This is a genomic window from Paraburkholderia panacisoli, assembly GCF_008369935.1.
Classification (GTDB): domain Bacteria; phylum Pseudomonadota; class Gammaproteobacteria; order Burkholderiales; family Burkholderiaceae; genus Paraburkholderia; species Paraburkholderia panacisoli.
Genome location: NZ_VTUZ01000056.1, coordinates 18,691 through 36,074 on the forward strand (window position 1 = coordinate 18,691; position 17,384 = coordinate 36,074).

Sequence of the window (17,384 nt, forward strand, 5' to 3'; positions counted from 1 at the left end):
AAACAAGCCGTGCCGCACGTACAGCCCTGGGACACGAGGTTGAAGGCGAAGGTGATCAGGCTCTTTTCGGTCGCACCGGCCTGGCTCGCATGCTGCATGGTGCGGTCAAGCAGTTCGTTGCCGATGCCCTGTCCCTGCCGGCCGGGTGCAACGAACAGTTCCGCCAGGAACCAGAGCCAACCGCAAACCCAGCTCAGGGCGAAACCGACCATTTCGCCATCATCCTCGGCCAGCCACACTCCGCGTGGATCGTCTCGAAGGCAGAACGCCTGGAAATCCGAAGGCCGCGACGTGGCGATCGGCCCGAAACCGTGGCGGACGGTCAGATCGTTGATGCTGCGGGCAACCAGTTCTTCGGCGCGTGCCAGTTCGTCAGCGTTTGCCGGTCGGACAACGAGCGGCATGGGCACCTCCTGCGTAACGACGTCTAGATGTATAGAAGGCCAGGGCAGAGCCAAGCGCCCAATCAATGGCTGCGCGGTCATCAGAATGACGGCCTTCGGTGTTGCGCGAACCGCAACTATTGTCCGATGCTGTCCCATACCCTTCAGCGTAGAGCCCGGTGCGTTCGACGCTTTCGGCGAGCGCGCGCAACAAGGCCGCGCCATCGCCGCGCCAGGTGCTGCCGTGCATGCAGGCCAGCGTTGTCGGCAGTAATGCAGCAAGGCGTGGGGAGCTCGATCGGTCTTGAGCTGCAAGGCCTTGAAACAAATTCGACAGCGCGTCCGCTCTGTCGATAGACGTAGTATCAGGTAATACCCGGCCGGGATGCCAGCGGCGTTGGATCACGCACGTGGCCGATTGTAGACGGTGGATGAGCACCGGTTAGAACATCTGCGCAGCCGCGCCGGTGCCGATCAACGTTTCAGCGTGGAGTACGAGAATGAGCGGGGAGGTCCTCCAAGTGCAAGATTCCGACCGTTGGCGTGCACTGGCGGTGCTCGCCGTCACGCTCGTCCTGTCCATGACACCCTGGTTCTCGGCCGCTGCGGTGATTCCTCAATTGCGGGCGGAATGGGCGCTCTCCGTAAGTGCCGCCGCGTGGCTAACGATCGCGGTTCAACTCGGCTTTGTGTGCGGGGCACTGACCTCGAGCCTGCTGAACATCTCCGATGTCGTGTCGCCGAAGCATGTGATCGTGGGCGGAGCGATCGGCGCCGCCACCGCGAACGGACTGCTGGAGGTCGCAAGCGGAGCAGGTGTCGGAATAGCATTACGTTTCGCAACTGGTTTTTTCCTCGCTGGAGTCTACCCGCCGGCGCTCAAGCTGATGTGCACGTGGTTCCGCAAGGGCCGCGGGATTGCACTCGGGATTCTCGTTGGGGCGATAGTCGTCGGACAGGCGATGCCCCATCTCATCAACGGTCTCGGCGGACTTAGCTGGCGGGTGGTCATCTACGTAACCTGCGTGCTGACCCTCGCGGGAGGCTTGATCACCGTGTTCGCGGTGACGGAAGGCCCTTTCCCCTTCCCCAAGGCGAGGTTCGATCCCACGCAGGTGTGGCGGGTGTTCGCGAATCGGGGCGTCAGGCTCGCTTCGTTCGGTTACTTCGGCCACATGTGGGAATTGTTTGCAATGTATGCGTGGTTTCTGGTGTTTTTCTCGGAAGCACTGGCTGCCAGGGGAATCGGAGCAGGCCCGGCCGCGGCCTACGCGACATTCGCAGTTATCGCCGTCGGCGGGTTGGGCTGTTGGGCCGGTGGCATCCTCGGAGATCGGTGGGGCAGGACCAGGACGACCGCGCTCATGATGACTATTTCCGGCAGTTGCTGCGTGCTCATCGGGTTGCTGTTCGACTCGTCCACGTGGCTGCTTCTCTGTGTCGGCCTGGTGTGGGGCTTTACGGTGGTCGCGGACTCGGCGCAGTTTTCTGCGATGGTGACAGAGCTTGCGGACCAATCATATGTAGGAACAGCCCTGACACTGCAGCTTGCGATCGGCTTCATCCTCACGGTGGCAACGATCTGGCTCGTCCCGTTGCTCGCAGGTACCTTCGGGTGGCGGTGGGCATTTGCATTTTTGGCACCTGGGCCCGCTTTGGGCGTGCTGGCAATGCTGCGATTGAAATCGCTGCCCGAATCATCACACCTCGCTGGAGGAATCGGCTAATGACCAGCAACTCGAGGCTATAGTTTTTGAGGACAGGGTCCTTCCACGAAATGCCGGTGCGGGTGCGCCTCAACAGTTCCTGTTGTGCGATGGAAAGGTACTGTGAGTCGGGCGGTCGAGGCCTTCGGTAGGCGGGTTGAATTGTGAGGTGCTGACCTTCATGCCTGTCGCCTTGTTGAAGACCATAAGGCGCAGAAGAGCATTCGATCCAGCGTGAAACGGGACGCTAGACTCGAAGGGCCGCTTCTGTTTGGCGGGGTTCGGTGCGATGCCGAACTTTTGCAGTCGACCATAACGAGACATTCGACCTTCAGACTCGTAGCCGGGGCTCACACAGACCCGGATCGGTCCTCCGGGGCGGTTTCCTGCAGCTTGGCATAGGTCGCCGAAATTACCGCGATGCATGTCCTTGTGAGCGGCCATTTGTCTTACAACGGCTCTTCGCATTGCCGGCGATATGCGTTAAGAATCCCCGAATAGTGACTACACTTGATAGCACTATTGGGAAGCCGGTCTGCCGCACCTCAGTTTCCCCAACTCCTTCTCGCGCATACGCGTTGCCCGGTGAGGCAGCCCACCAGTCCGCACGCACTGTTCGTGCGGGATGTTCAATACCCTCTTAATCAAGAGCCAGGAGACGATCATGCAAGCCGTTTTAAGAACATATTCCGGAAAGGGTGCCAAAGAGTTATTTGACGTGCTGGAGAAGCGAGCGGCAGAAGTCGAAGAGCTACTGCGTAGCGTCAAAGGATTTGTAGGCTACACGCTGACCCGCAGCGACGATGGCGGATTTTCAGTGACTGTATGCAACGACAAAGCAGGAGTCGACGAGAGCGTTCAAAAGGCAAAGGACTGGATTGCGAAGAACGCGGCAGATGCAGGTGCGGCCGCGCCGAAAGTAACGGAGGGCTCGGTCATCGTTCACGTGAAATAGCTCTTGCTTCGCGGCGGACAGATGCAGACCTTCGTTCCATGTTGCGAGGTCCCCGCCTCGCAGTCCGCCATATCCTTGGGCTTCGCGGCGAGCGTCGGTGCCACTGCGCAACTCATAGCGGAAGAACGAATGTTTCTCGAGCAGACCACCCGTGCGTCGGTCGAGACTCGCCAGTCAGTCGCGACCGAGGGCCCTTCCCTTACCTTGACGCGGCAAAGCCCATGTGGCGAGGTCAGCGGCGGTTACGATAGCTCGAAGGCCGCTCCAAGGGTTTCTTCTGACGTCGAGGACTGAGCCCCTATCGGCTTGGAAGCGATGGTTCGGTCGCAGAGCGCTGGCTGACTCGCGCCCCGCGACCGGGCTCATCAATTGCCGCGATACATCAAGCCGACGCTATCAGGCGGGGCACACCCGCCAGACTGCGATCTGACCGATTCGTCACCGCCGACGCCACTATGGTTTTCGTCAACCACGCTTCCCGGGCTTACTTCCCCGGCCAACGTCTGAGCGCTTTGACTGCGTTGCGCTGGCTCGCCGACGTCGGGGCGATAGAAGGGTGCAGGGCCGTACCCGCTTGCGAATGCGGGAGCAGCCAACGAGGCAGCGCTTGCGACTAACAGTGTGACGGTAATTTTTGCCTTCATAAGGACACCGATACGTATTGTTGAATACTCGAACGGACCCAGCTCGGGTCCATTTTCGGCGCGCTATTCAACGTTGATGGGACGAGGTAAAGGGCCAGCCGGCGCTGACAAAGAGGCTCAAACGAACAACGCATTTCCCTTGGCATGTGAGCAATATTGCTGACGCCGCGGTGAAAGTACGAAACCGGTCGTCGTTGCGCCCGCAGCTACCAAAGCACTGGTTATGCCAAGCCCGGTCCGCACACCCCTCCGGCCGATCCTAACTATCTGAAAATAACCAAGATTTGATCTCAAGCAAAAAGGTATTTTGCGAGATTGAAGAGCAGCGATGTCTGACTGTATCGAACGCTTTTCGAGCCGCTGTTTGCGGTAATCCAACAAGGCAAGGTCTGTGCGCTCAAACACGGCGAGCTCGCCGTCCTGAACAATTGCGTCGGATCGTCTGGCGACAGAAGCACCACGTTTTCTATCGAGCACTGAGCGAGGACTCGAAACCTTATTTACTCGTATGCTGATCTACATCGTCAGATGTCGAAGAGGGTTTGAGCGTTTCACTGAAGAAAACGAAGTGTCCGAGAAAGACACTGGACTACGAAACGCCGCCGAACGATTCCAGCAAACTATTGCATCCACCGGTTGAATCCGCCAGCTCAATGAGACGTTGGAGCGGACGAGTTGTCGCGCTGACCAACGGCCGTAGCTGGCTGGCTCTTGCCGTCTATAAGAAATTCGGAGTCCTTGCACTAGGCCGAGTACGGAGAGTCAGTCGCCGACCGCCCAGAGCAACGTAAGAAAGTTGCTCGGATTCACGAAACCGCAACTCGAAGTGCGTCGCCGCAGACACGATGGCAGCGCCATCTGCCTTGGTGAGTTCAACGCGGGCCACTGCCCTCCTCCCAGACCAGATGTCGTTCAAGGGGATCGCGATGAACATTAAATATGTGCTATGCGCGGCCGCTCTCGTAGCGGTTGCGGAACCGCCATGCCCATAACGTCATGCGGTGAAAATGCGCGCGGGGCCAAAAGTGTCCAACAGCATCCTATTCTGGCGACAGCAATAAATTGGCACCCAGTTGCATGTTCCGCGACGCCGCAATCGCGCGTGGGCGGCCTGCGCCCACTTCGCCCACGGGTTCAGCTGTTTGGGAACCGTTGAACACGACAGTATCTCTCCTGGCGCTCAATGCGAATGCCCGTGGCCTCCGCCACCGCCCCGATAATAGCCGCCGCCCATACCACGCCCGGGGTATCCGTGGCCACCCCAGCCGCCATGACCGCCCCAACCGCCTCGATATCCGTGACCCCAATAGCCGTGGTGGCCCCAGTAGCCGTGCCGGCCACCGCCGTAACAGCAGCCGCCCCAATAGCCGAAGCTCAGCGACACCGACGGCCCCCACCACACGGGCCGACCGTAGTACGGATACGCGACGGGGTAATACGCAGGTGCGACGAAGACGGGCACCGCTGGTGCGATATAAGTGGTCGCCGATGCAGTCGCATCTGACGCGGCTGTACCGGTTGCGGCTGCATCGGGCATCGAGAAAGGATATTGCTGCGGCGCGGCCGCCGCGGCCACTTCGCCATACGGAACGTAACCGTAGGGCACGTAGTAGTGGCAACCGGACAAAGCTGCGGACAGGACCACCACCGCAACGACGCCGCCCGCGCGCGACGTTGCATCCAGCGTTTTCATAACGTGCTCTGGGGTATGAAGCGACGCAACATGCGCCGCGCCTTTAATACAATTAGCTTACTTCGACGCAGACCGGCTGCCTAGGCGTCTCGGGTTCAAGGACATTACGCATCACGTTGCTGCCACCGGGAATGGTCGTGAAAGGTCGTCCATTCACCAGTAGTCGTCGGGCTGAGGCACATACCGGGGAAACGATGCTCGTGGGTCGATTGGCCAACGGGTGGCTCTGGCTCGTAGGTAATTTCGATGGGTGGCCGGGACTTCGGCTGGACGGTACCGTGCAGTTTGCGCCGCTAGCCGGCAATGGTGCAGTACCCGCCCCGCTGTCATGCGATGTGGTGCGACCGCGTTCCGGCTTTGCGAGGTACCCGGATGACTGCTGGTCCCGACCTACCGAATGAGGACTGAATCCGCAGGAGACGACGGTTCCGTCATCTGCGTCGTCGATGACGACAAGGGAGTCCGGAAGCTCTCGACATGCTTATGCGCTCTGTAGGCTTCGCGTCCAAACGTTCCCCGGACGAATTTCTCCGGTCTCCTCATTCCACCGGGCGAGCTGCCTCATCCTTGACGTACGGCTCCGTGGAAAAAGTGGCATGGCGTTTCATCGGGAAATCGTCAATAGCGGCATGCGCATTCCCGTCAATTTCATGACCGGTCATGGCGACCTCGAGATGGGTGTGAAGGCGATGAAGGCCGGCGCCCTGGACTTCCTTGCCAAGCCGTTCAAGGACAAGGACATGCTGGACGCAGTGGCTCAGCCCCTGGCGTGGGACAGCGAGCGGCTTGCGGCCGAGGCCGCGTTAGCCGGCCGGTCGCGCCTGCTGGCCCAGCCGAATCTCGGCATCCGGTTCCCACTGAGGTCGGTGACAACATTCCACGAGCGATGAATTCGTCGCCGGGCTGCTGGTAGCAGCATGTGCAGTCTATGATGCACATCGAGCTGATGGGCTTCGCAAGCGTATGGAAACGCCCCGTTTCTGGGGCGTTTCCGTTTCAGGCTTTTGACTTGTTCTTGGTGCGCTGCTTGGTCATTTGGGGGCTTTTCTCGCCCTGCGCCTTTCCGGCAGCCTTCGCCGGCGAAGCTACCTTCTTCTTGCTCGACATCTCAGCTTCAGCCCCGTGAGCAGGCGAGGCCTTTCTGGGCGATGGCATGATGTACTCCTTACGTTTCGTGCCGTTTATGGCACTTTCCACAATAGGTGGCGTACTGGCGATAATCAAGGGTCGAATGCAATGTGGCTTGGACTCCGGCGAAAAATCTGTCGAGGCTTGAGGGGTTCTGCGGTGGCGCACTCGTTCAGTCAGCACGCCAAACGCAGCTCGTCGCCGGCCTCCCAGCCTCTCCCTTCGAATACAACTTCACGCGAGCCTTCAAAAATCTCCCGAGTCGCGCGTCAACGGCTAGCGGTGCTCCTCATCTGGCCCAATGCAACGCCAGCAGCGGCCACTAAACAAAGAAATCCAAAACGGTGGGCTTTCGCAGATTGGCTTGCCTCAGCCGCGAAAAACCCCGCCGGGCGATAGCTGGCAGAATCGCGATGGCATGGTCGGGGTCATTCGTGTCTATCGGAAAAAGACACCACGAGTGGTTCGAGTGCATTCATGAGGTACCTGATACTGGACGGCCTGCGGCACCGTTGCTGCAAAGGTACTTCGTCGCGCGCCGGGCTTCGCCGAACCGTTCGTCCGGCGCCATACCGTTAGCTGCGCTGTCTTCATGTCCACAGGCACGCTGGCATCACGAAGCGCGCGCTGTTCTGCAAACGACAGCGCTTTCGCGTCATTGTATGCACGGTCCCCCGTCACCAGTCTCGAGTGTCGCGTGCCTCGCGCCACATGCTCCAAACGCGCGGTCCATTCCGCAACTCAGAAGTATCCAGCACCTCAAATCCGTACACTGAGTAAAACGGCAGATTGCTGGGCTCTGCAGTCTCCAGATAGGCATCTGCGCCCTCTTTGTCGCACACGCGAAGTCCAGTCTCGAGCAGGGCGCTCCCAAGGCCTGTGCGTTGCTTGTTTGGCTCAACGCCCAGGACACCGAGATACCAGAACCTTCGGCCGGCAGGATGCATCTGCTCAAGATGGCCCAACACATGCAGCGCGCTGGGGAGTGCCGTCAAACCGGTAGCCAACGCCATGCGCGGCAATAGTCGTAGATGTGCGGCCAGCGACAGCGGGTAACGACCGGGAGGTAACCAAAGTGCTGCGGCGCTCCGCTCGCTGTTGGTGATAACAATACCGCTACGCGAGAATACGCGAAGGTAGGGTCGGTGGACTGCGACCAGCCTTTGCTGTCGAGCCATGTCCTCTGGGAACACATGGACTGCGAGTGAGTCACGTGCAAATGCCCTGGCCAGCATACCCGCCAGAATTTCCCTGTCCGATGAGCCGCGATTTTGAATCGTCTCCATCACGAGGCCGACGTTTCCTACGAGATGTGCCTGATGCTACGACTGGTCCACAAGGTAGCTGACGGCATGCCACGTCGAAGCTGCGACTACAATTCCCTTATCCAAAGGGCACCGCCAGCGGTCGCGTCAGCCTTCCCAACCAAGGAGGTTTTATGAACAAGGTACTGAATGATGAGGGGCTCAATCTTCTGTTTCGTGAAGCGCGCACACATACCACGTGGTTGAATCAACCCGTCGCTGATGAAACACTGCGTCAACTATACGACCTCATGAAGTGGGCACCCACGAGCGCCAACTGCAACCCGGCAAGAATCGTATTCCTTCGCACCAGGGAAGCCAAGGAACGGCTGGTACCCGCGCTCTCCCCTGGGAACGTGGACAAGGTAAGGAACGCTCCCGTGACTGCCATCATCGCCTACGACCTGACCTTCTACGAAAAGCTGCCCACACTTTTTCCACACAACCCCGGCATGCGCGACCACTTCGCCAGCACACCGGAACTGGTCGACACAACTGCGAGGCGCAATTCGTCCCTGCAAGGGGCCTATCTGATTCTCGCCGCTCGTGCACTGGGTCTTGATTCCGGGCCGATGTCCGGCTTCGATAACGCCAAGGTCGACGAGGAGTTTTTCGGAGCGGGAAAAAGCGACCGGAGCACCGACGAAGAGTTCTTCCCGGAAGGCCATCTCAAATCGAACTTCCTGTGCAGCCTGGGCTACGGTGATGCTTCCGGGCTCCACCCGCGCGGGCCTCGCCTCGATTTCGACGAAGCATGCACGCTCTTGTGACCTGCGCCGTCTTCGGCGGAACATACTCACATCCTTCGATTGGCGTTTCGACGGACAGTATGTGATATGACTTCTAGCGTGCGGGCCCTGCTTCCACGGCACCGCCGTGAGACGGGCTCGTCGCATGTGTGGACTGGCGACGAGTGCCGCATGCCGCGGGCCGGACCTGGGTCGCAAGTTCCGGGGAACTTGCGACCAGTGAAACCATTGAACGCCGGTGCCATCGCGGGAGAATTCTGTTGACGGCGACCAGCGAAACTCACGCGACTGACGTGGGCATGCACGTTCGTCCTCAGCTTCGAATATCGCAGTGAAATATACCAAGACTATTTTTCTTCGCTAGCTACTGCTCCTCGGGACCCGTTCGTCGGCGGAGCGCCGTACGGCGCTCCGCTTTCATTCATACAGAAAGGGAACATGCGTTGCTGCTTGTTCTGCTACAAAAGGAGCGGACAAATGGCTAACGTGCTGCTGGTTGAAGACGACGCCAACCTTCTTCAGGCACTGGGAACCGTGCTTGTTCTTGAAGGACACCACGTTCGACGGGCCGAAAACGGGACGGAAGCACTCAATGCTACGTCGGTCGAGGCTCCTGACATCATCGTGACGGATGTCATGATGCCGGGCATGGATGGCATAGCGCTGGTGCGCGCGTTGAGAGCAATGCCGTTACTTGCCCATATCCCCGTAATAATGACCACCGCCATCAATGTACCGCATGTGCTACCGGTACAGGCCTTCCTCCGGAAGCCGTTCTCTGAGGTCGAGTTGGTCGACCTGATTGACAGGCTCCTCGCATGACGTTCCTGGCTTCGCCTCGATACACAACGCAAACCAGATGGCGCAAGCGCTATCGGGATGCTCGCCTTTGGGGCTACGAAAGTTCTGCGAGCAACGATACGCCGGAACCAGTGCCCGCACTCTCACCCGCCGGGCATTCCACGCGGCGTTCCATCCAGCGCTTTCTTCCCGAAGGCTAAGAAATTTCGTTGAGGATGTCGGTCTCGTCTTCCGTTAGGGTAACTGGTATCACTCCTGTAGCGGCGTGAGGTCTCCTCTGACACAACGCGTCAATGCCATACCGGCAAGTACGGCGCCCACGCACGCGGCGATATGGGCGAAGACGGTACGACGGGCTGGAAGTCACGCTGCTTGCGCGCTTGCCTGGCCAGGTATAGCCCTTGCGCGCTTGAGTGCGTATCAGCTGATGACCTATGGAGGAACCGCATGCCACAAGTCATCGTTGCGCTGTTCGGCTCATATCATGACGGCGATGAGGCGCTTCGCGCGCTGCAGGCATTGGGCTTAAGCCTGGACCATGGACATTTATACCAGGCAGGAAAACGCGCCCCGACGACGCCACTTCCTGTCAATACTCCAGAGCTGGATTGGCGCCTCCACGAGGCCGCCGAGTATGCCGCGCATGGCGAGCGTCCGGGCGCAGGCGCGAACCGATACCACCCGGAGACGGAAGACCTGGGCCTCAGCGCCGACACTGCGGCTCCCGTGAGCGTCGACACAATCTCGCGTACGCTTCTGGTTATCGAGGACACAACTGGCCTGAGACCTGCCACCGCTTGCGAGATGCTTTACGACTATGGCGCGCTCGCAGTAAAGGATGCGGCCGGCCACTGGCGCTTCTCACCCCACCGGAAGGTCTGCCGCAGCCAGGAATAGTGATTTGATTGCCCACCGCCCGTTTTGCGACGCCATGATGGCAGGTGCGTGGCAGACCGAGCGACTGCGGCGAACCATGTTGACGCACGCACCCATGGCAGAGTCGCACTGTTCATCGGTGATGCGGGCACATCATGCGACAGCAACCCCCGATGCCACCAAAACCGTCACGCAATTCCACTTATGATTCCTGTACCTTTACGCGGAGCCGGACCCTGCCGTCGTTTGCGCTATCTGCGTTCTCCCAGGAACGCCCGTTGCTCAATCAGTGCGCGGGCGCGCGCGTGTCCAGGAGGACGAGCGACAACATGCGTAGATGTTCGTAGTAATCTACTGGAAAGAGTGCAATGGACAACGTTTCGCGGGAAGAGAAGATTCGTGTGCGGGCCTATGAGCTCTGGGAAAAGGACGGCAGCCCCGATGGACGGGCCGACGAGTATTGGGAACAGGCCAAGGCCCAGATAGACGAAGAAGAGACTGCGGACGGAAACGAAACTGAGCCAAGGAGCCGGCTGCCCAGGTGACGGAAACCGGACGGTGAAGAGGAGCCCCCCGTCGACCGGCCAGCGGGGCCATCACTCTTGCAGGAGAACCGTCCGGCGGCGCAGTGCACGCGGCGCGTCCTTCCGTTGTCGCTATGCGCCGACCCCACGACGTGCCTGACGCTATCTGGTTTCGTCACGATACCGCATAACGCCCGGACCTTGACTGCAAATTGCGCAGGACGCTTCTCCAACAGCACCGCTGTCAGTAGGTCTTCTTCATGCCGGCACCCTCGGAAGCAGGTGCATCCATTCCTCCCTTCTTCTGCATCTTAGGGTTCATCTGCTTTTGCGACATGTCGCCCGACTTCCCCATCGTGTTTGCGCCGGACGCGCCAGATGGTGACTCCGTAGTGCCGCTTGCATTCGGCGTTCCCATTCCGGTGCCGCCCTGGCCTGCACCACCGCCCCCACCACCACCACTGGTGCCCGCACCCTGCGCATAGGCAGCGCCGGACAAACTCAAAATGAATGCCGATAACAGTAATCCTTTCGTAGCAACTCGCATGATGTACTCCCTCGTGACGTCGGCAGCAGCGCAGTCGCTGTCGCAAACCACGCAGACCATTCTCCAGCGCAACATGAACATCCAGCCGACGCTAAGACTGGAACCGGGCCAGCGCATCACCATGGTCACAAGGCGCGATATGAAGTTACCCCCTGCCCTCGTCGACGGAAGTTGCCTGCAGTGAAACCAGCTGATCGCAATCCGCTGATGCATTCACCTTCGTCGCGTCGTGTGCGACGCTGCGCTCGCTCGCGTGCGTTACGGTTCCGATCGATCGACCTGGCAACTCACACCGAACGTCCTTCAGGACATCCATCAGCCGATCAAGCGAGCGGCAGGTGATCAGTCGTGTGTGAAGTCTTGGATCAGGCCGAGTTGCCCTTCGCGGACAAAACTGTTTGCCCGGTTGTCGGCCACAGCCGACGTTCGTGCGTCGAAGCTGATATGCCTGCTGATTGGCGCTCACCAGTCATTCGCGAACGGCGGGAGGCGAATGATCGCTACCGACTTCAACGAACGCGTACTGTCGACCCACTGCTGCCATACGCGGTTGCGATGGCCTTAATAAGTGCAAAAAGAAAGGCGGCAAACTTTTCGGCGCCTATCTTTCCGCGGGAAACTCGGCGCACCTTGGCAATGTCGACGCACGAATCTTTCAGGCCAGTCTCCTTTCCCAGATGACGCCGGCGCGGGCGCGGCTCGCGGCACTGACGGAGGAATCGACAGATGGACTTACCGCGCTGACGAACATGGGGAGGTTGCCGGCTCCGGCGCGCGAACATAAACCGTAATCAGGATCGGAAGAACCGCGTTGGCACCTGTTGTTGTGCCGGCGAAGCACCCAATAGCGCGGCGTGCGGGCGCTGGCGCCCTCGTCGCCCGTTATGCCTGCCCTTGGCGCACATAGCACGCGTTCGGGTTGTTGATCGCGCCGATCGTCTCGTCGACGAACGAGGTCCAGAATTCAGGCTTCACTAGATAGCTCTTCAGTTGCGCGCCGCCAGCGTCTGCCGTGATGTCGATCAGCAACCAGACGCTGCCGCGCGCGAGCTGCTGCGAGGTGTCCTTGATGACGATTCGTTTGCCTGATGGATCCACGATGATCTCACCCACGTTGCGACACTTCGCCTGATAGTCGAAGAGCGCCTGATGGATCTGCGGAATCGTCTTGGCGATCTGCACGCTCTTGTAGGCATATTTGGGCCTACGCAGCTCGTCGGCCGTACCAGACACGCTCGCCGTGCTCACGCATGCGCTCAGTGCGAACGATGCGGTGACTCCCGCTAGAAAGGATTTTTCATATTTTCCCCCGTATTGAGTAATGTCTTTAGACCTTGCGGTCTACGAGCAGGTCTTCGGGTCGCTGATTGCGTTGATCACCTCGCCGATGAAATGCCGCGTGTTCTTGTTGTGATAGTAGTCATAGCTGGTGAGCCTCACGCCGCTGCCGTCAGCGTCGATGTCGACCAGCGCCCACACCGCGAGCTTTGTTAGGCCCATCCCCTCATCGGTCACCACAATGCGGCTTCCAGTCGGATCCGCCGAGATCGTGCCAAGCGAGCGGCAGCCGGTCGCATGCTCGAACAGGGCCTGATTCACCTGCTGGACCGACTTGTCGAAATACAGGGTCTGCGCCGCATGTTCAGGCTTGCGCAGGTCATTCGCGGTAATGTCCCGCATGCCCACGCAACCGCCCAGTAAAACAACCCCCAGTGCCGCAAGCATCAACTTTTTCATAATCTCCCCGTCTTGTTGAACGGCGTCTTTGTATCATGCGCCCCACGTTACCTCATTGAGCGGCGCGCTCTTGAGCAGCCGGTCGACCGCCGCGTCAATCCTCCTGCGACACGCGAGGTGAGGCCGCCCGCGACAGAACACCTGGGCTGCGCGAGACGACCCCTTTGCTTCCGGCGGCTACGCGTTCAGTTACTCACACCACAATGATCTCCTTGTGGAGATTCTGCTCCTGCACGTCCTTTTTGAAGGCGTCGAACAGCACCTCGTCCCTGACGATGTCATCAGGCCGCAATTTTCCCTTAACCAGATCTAGGACCACCCCATAGTACGATCGGAGCACTTCGTGACATTCGCGCGACAAGAACTGACCGGAGATCAGATCCTGATTGATTACTATACCGGGGCAATCCTTATAGATTGCGTTCGCTACCTTGACGAAATCACCGGACAGATCGAAATACACCAGAGGGACTTCGTACCTGCTGCTTTTCATATCCGGGTACACATAACTCATACCATCGAAACTGACTTTAACCTGCAAACCTGCTGATACGCCTCGATTGGTACGATCGCTATCTCCGCGTGACATTTGCATGAGCTCGTCAACCACGTCGTCCTCGTGTATCCAAATGATGTCACGCTGCGTGTTTCCCGCGCTATATTTGGTGGGGTAAAGTTGCTTCGTGCGATTAAGTCCGGTACCAATCGCCTTGAAGCGGTCCAGGGCCCGGTTAATTCTTTGTCCCCGTCGGGCATACATGCCCCATTTCCGATTGGCAGAAGCGCTATCGTTGCACTCTTTGACAATCAAGGCCTCCGCGATCTTTCCCAGTACCCGCATGACAGATACATGGGGATCGGGCGTGCAGATTATCCTGTGTTTAAGTAGACCCTCCTCATCGACGTCGATTAACCCTAACTCGTACGTCAGAATTTCGAGCAGTTGGAAGCCGTGAACTTGATTAACAAGTTCGACGTCTCGCGTGCCTTGATTCCAGTCTTCGAGAGACTGCGCCGTTGCTGAGTGGAGAATACCGTTTTGATCCCTCACGGCGACGACCAATTCGACCTGACGCACGAGAGGATTGCCGTGTCGGTCGAGAAAAGGGGGAGTCGTTTTCTGCATGCCCTTACCGTGGATTCCTTTTTCTTATTCCTGACCCGATCCAACTCACGTGCCTCTTTCCGTTTGGGAATTGGGCTGGTATGCAGGGCTGATGTCTCCGCATGGGCGATCTGCGTGTGCCCGGGCTGAAGACCGATCAGCTTTATGACGACCGGCGCCCCGCGTACGTCAGCCTGTCTCGGAGAAAAATCGCCTACCCGTCGCCGAGCTTCCCGGTGCGCAGCATGAAGTTCATGAAAGACGTGCGAATGGCCGGGTGCTCGAAGTTTGGTGCGCGGTTGCGATCCTCGCACCTCGGTCAGGTTACTTGAACGTCTGAACGATCGCAGTGCGCTTCCTGGTTTCGTCAGCGAAACACTCTACCGATGCCTCAACCGCGCGACTGCCCGCGTTTAGCCCGCTGTCATTCTCTTCGCACGTTTTGTCGCGCTGTTTGATCCACGCGCGCTCGTCGAGCTTCAGGCGCTGCTTGCCGCCATCATCCAGTCGCGCCATCGTCGTTTTGTATGCCGCATTCAGAGCCTTGTCGGCCTGCTCCCGCTGCCCTTCAAGGCACTCCAGCATCGCAGGTGCATCGCTCGCGTTGTCCGAGCATGGGTCCGCGTTCGCAGCGACCGCCACCCTGTGCGGCGCGGGCTGAAGTGCCGGCGCAGCCGCTACGGACGGTGCCCGGCGTGACGCCAGCTTCGCGAGCGCTGCGTGATCCTCGTCCTCGAGATCGCGGACATACGAGAAGGCCATCTTCATGCCGCTGTTCGCGGTGAGCGTCAGGCTGAAGCGCGTGTGGTCCGCATTCCAGACCTCGCGCAGCACCCACGTCATCGGGGCCGCGGCGCTCACGATCTTCAGGGTGAGGTATGACTGATCCTCGTTGAACTTGCTCGACTGCGCGACGAAGCTCGTCCCGGTCGAGTCGATCGCGCCGATCAGGCCGTTGCTGATCGGCCCGATGGTCAGCAGGGAGCCGCCGTCACTGCGCCACACGCCTGCGGCTGACTGGACGAATTGCGCCTCGGTTTCGGCATACGCGGTGGCCACCAATGCGGTGGACAAAAAACAGCCAAATGCAAATGCTCTCGCGAATCTCATTGTTCTTGTTTCCCCGTTGTTAAAAGCTCCCGCGGCTACTGCCGCAGGTCAATTCCCGTTGACGCAGTGGGCAGGTGCCTGTGGGATTTCGAGCGTGCTGCCCCCTTGCCTCGGATTGGCTGTTAGTTTTGCGTGGTATCCAGCCGAGCCGCAACGTTCTGGGTCTGTGCAATGAGTGTCATCGTCTTGATCTGATAGGTGTACCACGCACTAAGACAGGCGACGTCGTTGCAACGCTTCTCCCGGAAGTTCCACTGACCCCGCATCCGCTCCTTTAGAGCATCCAGATCTGCAGGAGCAATTGCGTTTTTGGCGGCTGTTACGGAGTTAGCCAGTTTCACGTCTGCGTTAGCAAGTGCTGGCGTGTGGCAAATCAAATATTCATTCTGCGAGTGGCTTTGTCCGCAGTCAAAGCTCGTTCCATAAAGCTGATTTGGAGTGGTGTTGAAATCGGTAGCAGAGTCTGCCTGTTGAGCAGCAGGGGGCTGTGCAGCCTGGTCCTGTACTGGTGGTTGCTGCTCATGTGCTTGTACCGCGTCTGCCCCAGTCGCCACTTGCGAAGAGGCCTCAGTTGCATTGCCTTGTGGCTCAGTGCTGTCCTGTTCGACGCTCGCTGCGGGTGCGCTGCTAGCGTTCCCTGGATTGGCTTGCTGTACCGCAGGCGTCGGCACACTCGTATTCGGAGTCGTGGCCAGTTCGTCATGTGCCGGAACCCTTACCTGCGCCGAACCTGGAAAATCCGATAGCAGGGTAGCGAAGATCGCGAACGCGCCGCCCGAAACAATGATGACCAGACGTTCAGTCACACGCGTAAGCTTCGGCTTCTGCCCAGCCAGTCGCAACGCGGAGTCCTCGTTACAGTAATTCACCTGCGCAAACAAGATGCACATGCCGAGGAAGCTGAAGATGCTGAACGGCAGGAATGCGCCCCATAGTGCCGCAAATCCAACGGCCAGACTGTGGATTCCGCTATTGTGGAAGACCATGCCAACGCCAACAGCCGCCAGAACCAAAAGCAGGTAGTGGGCTGCGAGCATGACCCAGCGGCGCGTGTACATCAGGTGCGCACCGACTGAGCCAAGGAAAAACCAGAGTACGTAAGCGGCGAAAGCAGAGCGGATCTGCGCCTGGTGTAGATTGCGGTGGAAGGCGTGGTCGCCGATGGCTTGCGCCGTGGTTTGCAAAGTATTTTCGTTCATATAATTCTATGGCTTCTTTTTAATTGACTAAATGAATCGACTGCGGCCCTGCCGCAATATCGGCAACAAGAAGCCATTTCTTTAGGCCGCGACATCTTCGCGAGCCTGTCCGTCTTTTTGCGTGCGAGGCGGTTAAAACGCGCTCTACTCGCGGGCGAGCGTAAAGCGCTCGCCGAACACGGTGGCAAACTGGTTCACGGCTGATTTCCAGTCGAAGGAAGCGACTTTTTGCCGGAGGTGTGGATGCCGGACGAGAACACGCTGGCGCTACGGCGACAGATCTCGCGCCGTTCATAGCTGGTCCGGCAACGTACACGACTGAAGAACGAAATTCATGCAGTTCTCGCTGCGCATCTGGCCGACAGGTCGACGAGGACCGTGCTCTCTTCGGCAAGGACCACCTGCGGCGACAGATTGAGCAGCCCGGTCGCGATCTCGCGCACTGCGTTCACTTCCGCCGTGCTGTCTCGCTCGTGCATCACCGTTGACGGAGCGAGCGTCAGGACACCGCCGCGCCGCATGCCGAGGCAGACACCCGCATCGCACGCTAGTTTGTCAGCCGCAACGACGCGTTCCTTCTCGAGCACGGCGAGGCCGTCGGCTGTGTCATGAGCGTCATGCGACCACTTCGGCCGGAACACTTCGAGGCACAACAATGGGAGATGGACGCCTATCGTCGGAGCCAGACGTCGCCGATCAACTTGCCCGGTCGGGCGCGCCGGCGCGCCGCGCGCCGGCTCGATGCCAGCAACAACTCCGACGTCTTGTAGACGTGGGTGCGCTCCACGAATCACCCGCCGTGCAGCGCATCCACCGCATGGAAGTTGAGCGACTGATCCTCTCGTAGAGCGCAGCCACTGTCGTAGCGCAAGACTGACGATTCGATTACCTGCCACGCCTTCGGGCGCCACACGTTGCCACGC

General features: G+C 59.2%; 19 protein-coding genes and 3 pseudogenes. 10 read left to right on the plus strand and 12 right to left on the minus strand.

Translation table 11 applies throughout. The annotated features are described in order from the left end of the window. Window positions 1-83 precede the first annotated feature (83 nt). Window positions 84-608: pseudogene (locus tag FVF58_RS54570) on the minus strand (GNAT family N-acetyltransferase); the annotation flags it as partial. Beyond that, a pseudogene (locus FVF58_RS53675) lies at window positions 565-669 on the minus strand (MBL fold metallo-hydrolase); the annotation flags it as partial. The pseudogenes FVF58_RS53675 and FVF58_RS54570, both read right to left, overlap by 44 nt. 268 nt (window positions 670-937) lie before the next feature. Here FVF58_RS53675 and FVF58_RS44030 point away from each other — a divergent pair. Both FVF58_RS44030 and FVF58_RS44035 read left to right on the plus strand, forming a co-directional pair. Beyond that, the gene (locus FVF58_RS44030; RefSeq protein ID WP_246217489.1) at window positions 938-2,110 is read left to right on the plus strand and encodes an MFS transporter; all 1,173 of its coding nucleotides are present in this window, start codon (window positions 938-940) and stop codon (window positions 2,108-2,110) included. Between the two features lie 643 nt (window positions 2,111-2,753). Beyond that, the gene (locus FVF58_RS44035; RefSeq protein WP_149675871.1) at window positions 2,754-3,044 is read left to right on the plus strand and encodes a hypothetical protein; all 291 of its coding nucleotides are present in this window, start codon (window positions 2,754-2,756) and stop codon (window positions 3,042-3,044) included. Between the two features lie 1,824 nt (window positions 3,045-4,868). Here the strand turns inward: FVF58_RS44035 and FVF58_RS44045 are convergent. Next, window positions 4,869-5,381, minus strand: coding sequence for a hypothetical protein (locus tag FVF58_RS44045; RefSeq protein WP_149675873.1), 513 nt, complete (start codon window positions 5,379-5,381; stop codon window positions 4,869-4,871). Between the two features lie 596 nt (window positions 5,382-5,977). On the opposite strand from FVF58_RS44045, the gene FVF58_RS53685 reads away from it, so the two are divergent. Then, complete coding sequence (locus tag FVF58_RS53685; protein WP_246217490.1) at window positions 5,978-6,271, plus strand: response regulator; 294 nt, start codon at window positions 5,978-5,980, stop codon at window positions 6,269-6,271. A gap of 106 nt (window positions 6,272-6,377) precedes the next feature. Here the strand turns inward: FVF58_RS53685 and FVF58_RS52010 are convergent, their stop codons facing one another. Together FVF58_RS52010 and FVF58_RS44055 are read right to left on the minus strand one after the other, a co-directional pair. Next, on the minus strand, window positions 6,378-6,536 hold the full coding sequence (locus FVF58_RS52010; protein WP_188131141.1) for a hypothetical protein: 159 nt from the start codon (window positions 6,534-6,536) through the stop codon (window positions 6,378-6,380). Between the two features lie 650 nt (window positions 6,537-7,186). Then, a complete protein-coding gene (locus FVF58_RS44055; protein WP_149675874.1) occupies window positions 7,187-7,795 on the minus strand; it encodes a GNAT family N-acetyltransferase in 609 nt (202 codons plus the stop codon). Window positions 7,796-7,947: 152 nt separating this feature from the next. On the opposite strand from FVF58_RS44055, the gene FVF58_RS44060 reads away from it, so the two are divergent. The 4 genes from FVF58_RS44060 (at window position 7,948) to FVF58_RS44075 (ending at window position 10,784) form a co-directional block, all read left to right on the plus strand. Continuing rightward, window positions 7,948-8,583, plus strand: a complete 636-nt coding sequence (locus tag FVF58_RS44060; RefSeq protein ID WP_149675875.1) for a malonic semialdehyde reductase — start codon at window positions 7,948-7,950, stop codon at window positions 8,581-8,583. Window positions 8,584-9,039: 456 nt separating this feature from the next. Beyond that, the gene (locus FVF58_RS44065; RefSeq protein ID WP_149675876.1) at window positions 9,040-9,384 is read left to right on the plus strand and encodes a response regulator transcription factor; all 345 of its coding nucleotides are present in this window, start codon (window positions 9,040-9,042) and stop codon (window positions 9,382-9,384) included. 426 nt (window positions 9,385-9,810) lie between these two features. Continuing rightward, window positions 9,811-10,260: a hypothetical protein gene (locus tag FVF58_RS44070; protein WP_149675877.1), complete on the plus strand. Its 450-nt coding sequence runs from the start codon at window positions 9,811-9,813 to the stop codon at window positions 10,258-10,260. 347 nt (window positions 10,261-10,607) lie between these two features. Then, a complete protein-coding gene (locus FVF58_RS44075) occupies window positions 10,608-10,784 on the plus strand; it encodes a DUF2934 domain-containing protein (RefSeq protein WP_149675878.1) in 177 nt (58 codons plus the stop codon). Between the two features lie 223 nt (window positions 10,785-11,007). Here the strand turns inward: FVF58_RS44075 and FVF58_RS44080 are convergent, their stop codons facing one another. After that, complete coding sequence (locus tag FVF58_RS44080; RefSeq protein ID WP_149675879.1) at window positions 11,008-11,310, minus strand: hypothetical protein; 303 nt, start codon at window positions 11,308-11,310, stop codon at window positions 11,008-11,010. On the opposite strand from FVF58_RS44080, the gene FVF58_RS44085 reads away from it, so the two are divergent. Further along, window positions 11,309-11,494, plus strand: coding sequence for a TrbI/VirB10 family protein (locus FVF58_RS44085; RefSeq protein WP_246217491.1), 186 nt, complete (start codon window positions 11,309-11,311; stop codon window positions 11,492-11,494). The two genes, FVF58_RS44080 and FVF58_RS44085, sit on opposite strands and share 2 nt — an antisense overlap. Window positions 11,495-12,192: 698 nt before the next feature. Here FVF58_RS44085 and FVF58_RS44090 read toward each other — a convergent pair. From FVF58_RS44090 to FVF58_RS44100, 3 genes are all read right to left on the minus strand, one after another. Continuing rightward, a complete protein-coding gene (locus FVF58_RS44090) occupies window positions 12,193-12,558 on the minus strand; it encodes a hypothetical protein (protein WP_149675880.1) in 366 nt (121 codons plus the stop codon). A 93-nt stretch (window positions 12,559-12,651) separates the two neighbouring features. After that, complete coding sequence (locus FVF58_RS44095) at window positions 12,652-13,047, minus strand: hypothetical protein (RefSeq protein ID WP_149675881.1); 396 nt, start codon at window positions 13,045-13,047, stop codon at window positions 12,652-12,654. Window positions 13,048-13,240: 193 nt separating this feature from the next. Then, a complete protein-coding gene (locus tag FVF58_RS44100) occupies window positions 13,241-14,173 on the minus strand; it encodes a hypothetical protein (protein ID WP_223191217.1) in 933 nt (310 codons plus the stop codon). A gap of 101 nt (window positions 14,174-14,274) precedes the next feature. Between FVF58_RS44100 and FVF58_RS44105 the strand changes: the two genes are divergently transcribed. After that, window positions 14,275-14,484, plus strand: coding sequence for a hypothetical protein (locus tag FVF58_RS44105; protein ID WP_149675882.1), 210 nt, complete (start codon window positions 14,275-14,277; stop codon window positions 14,482-14,484). Here the strand turns inward: FVF58_RS44105 and FVF58_RS44110 are convergent. Both FVF58_RS44110 and FVF58_RS44115 read right to left on the minus strand, forming a co-directional pair. Beyond that, window positions 14,477-15,226 (minus strand): lysozyme inhibitor LprI family protein, encoded by a 750-nt coding sequence (locus tag FVF58_RS44110; RefSeq protein WP_188131142.1) that lies wholly within the window; start codon window positions 15,224-15,226, stop codon window positions 14,477-14,479. The two genes, FVF58_RS44105 and FVF58_RS44110, sit on opposite strands and share 8 nt — an antisense overlap. A 158-nt stretch (window positions 15,227-15,384) precedes the next feature. Then, entirely contained in the window at window positions 15,385-16,461 is a 1,077-nt protein-coding gene (locus tag FVF58_RS44115; RefSeq protein ID WP_149675884.1) for a hypothetical protein, read from the minus strand. Window positions 16,462-16,680: 219 nt separating this feature from the next. Here FVF58_RS44115 and FVF58_RS53690 point away from each other — a divergent pair. After that, window positions 16,681-16,818, plus strand: a pseudogene (locus FVF58_RS53690) (IS110 family RNA-guided transposase); the annotation flags it as partial. Here the strand turns inward: FVF58_RS53690 and FVF58_RS44125 are convergent. Next, window positions 16,794-17,117 carry a DNA polymerase Y subunit UmuC family protein gene (locus FVF58_RS44125; protein WP_149675885.1) on the minus strand — a complete coding sequence of 108 codons (324 nt, stop codon included), beginning with the start codon at window positions 17,115-17,117 and terminating at the stop codon, window positions 16,794-16,796. The pseudogene FVF58_RS53690 and the gene FVF58_RS44125 overlap by 25 nt on opposite strands. Window positions 17,118-17,384: the final 267 nt, after the last annotated feature.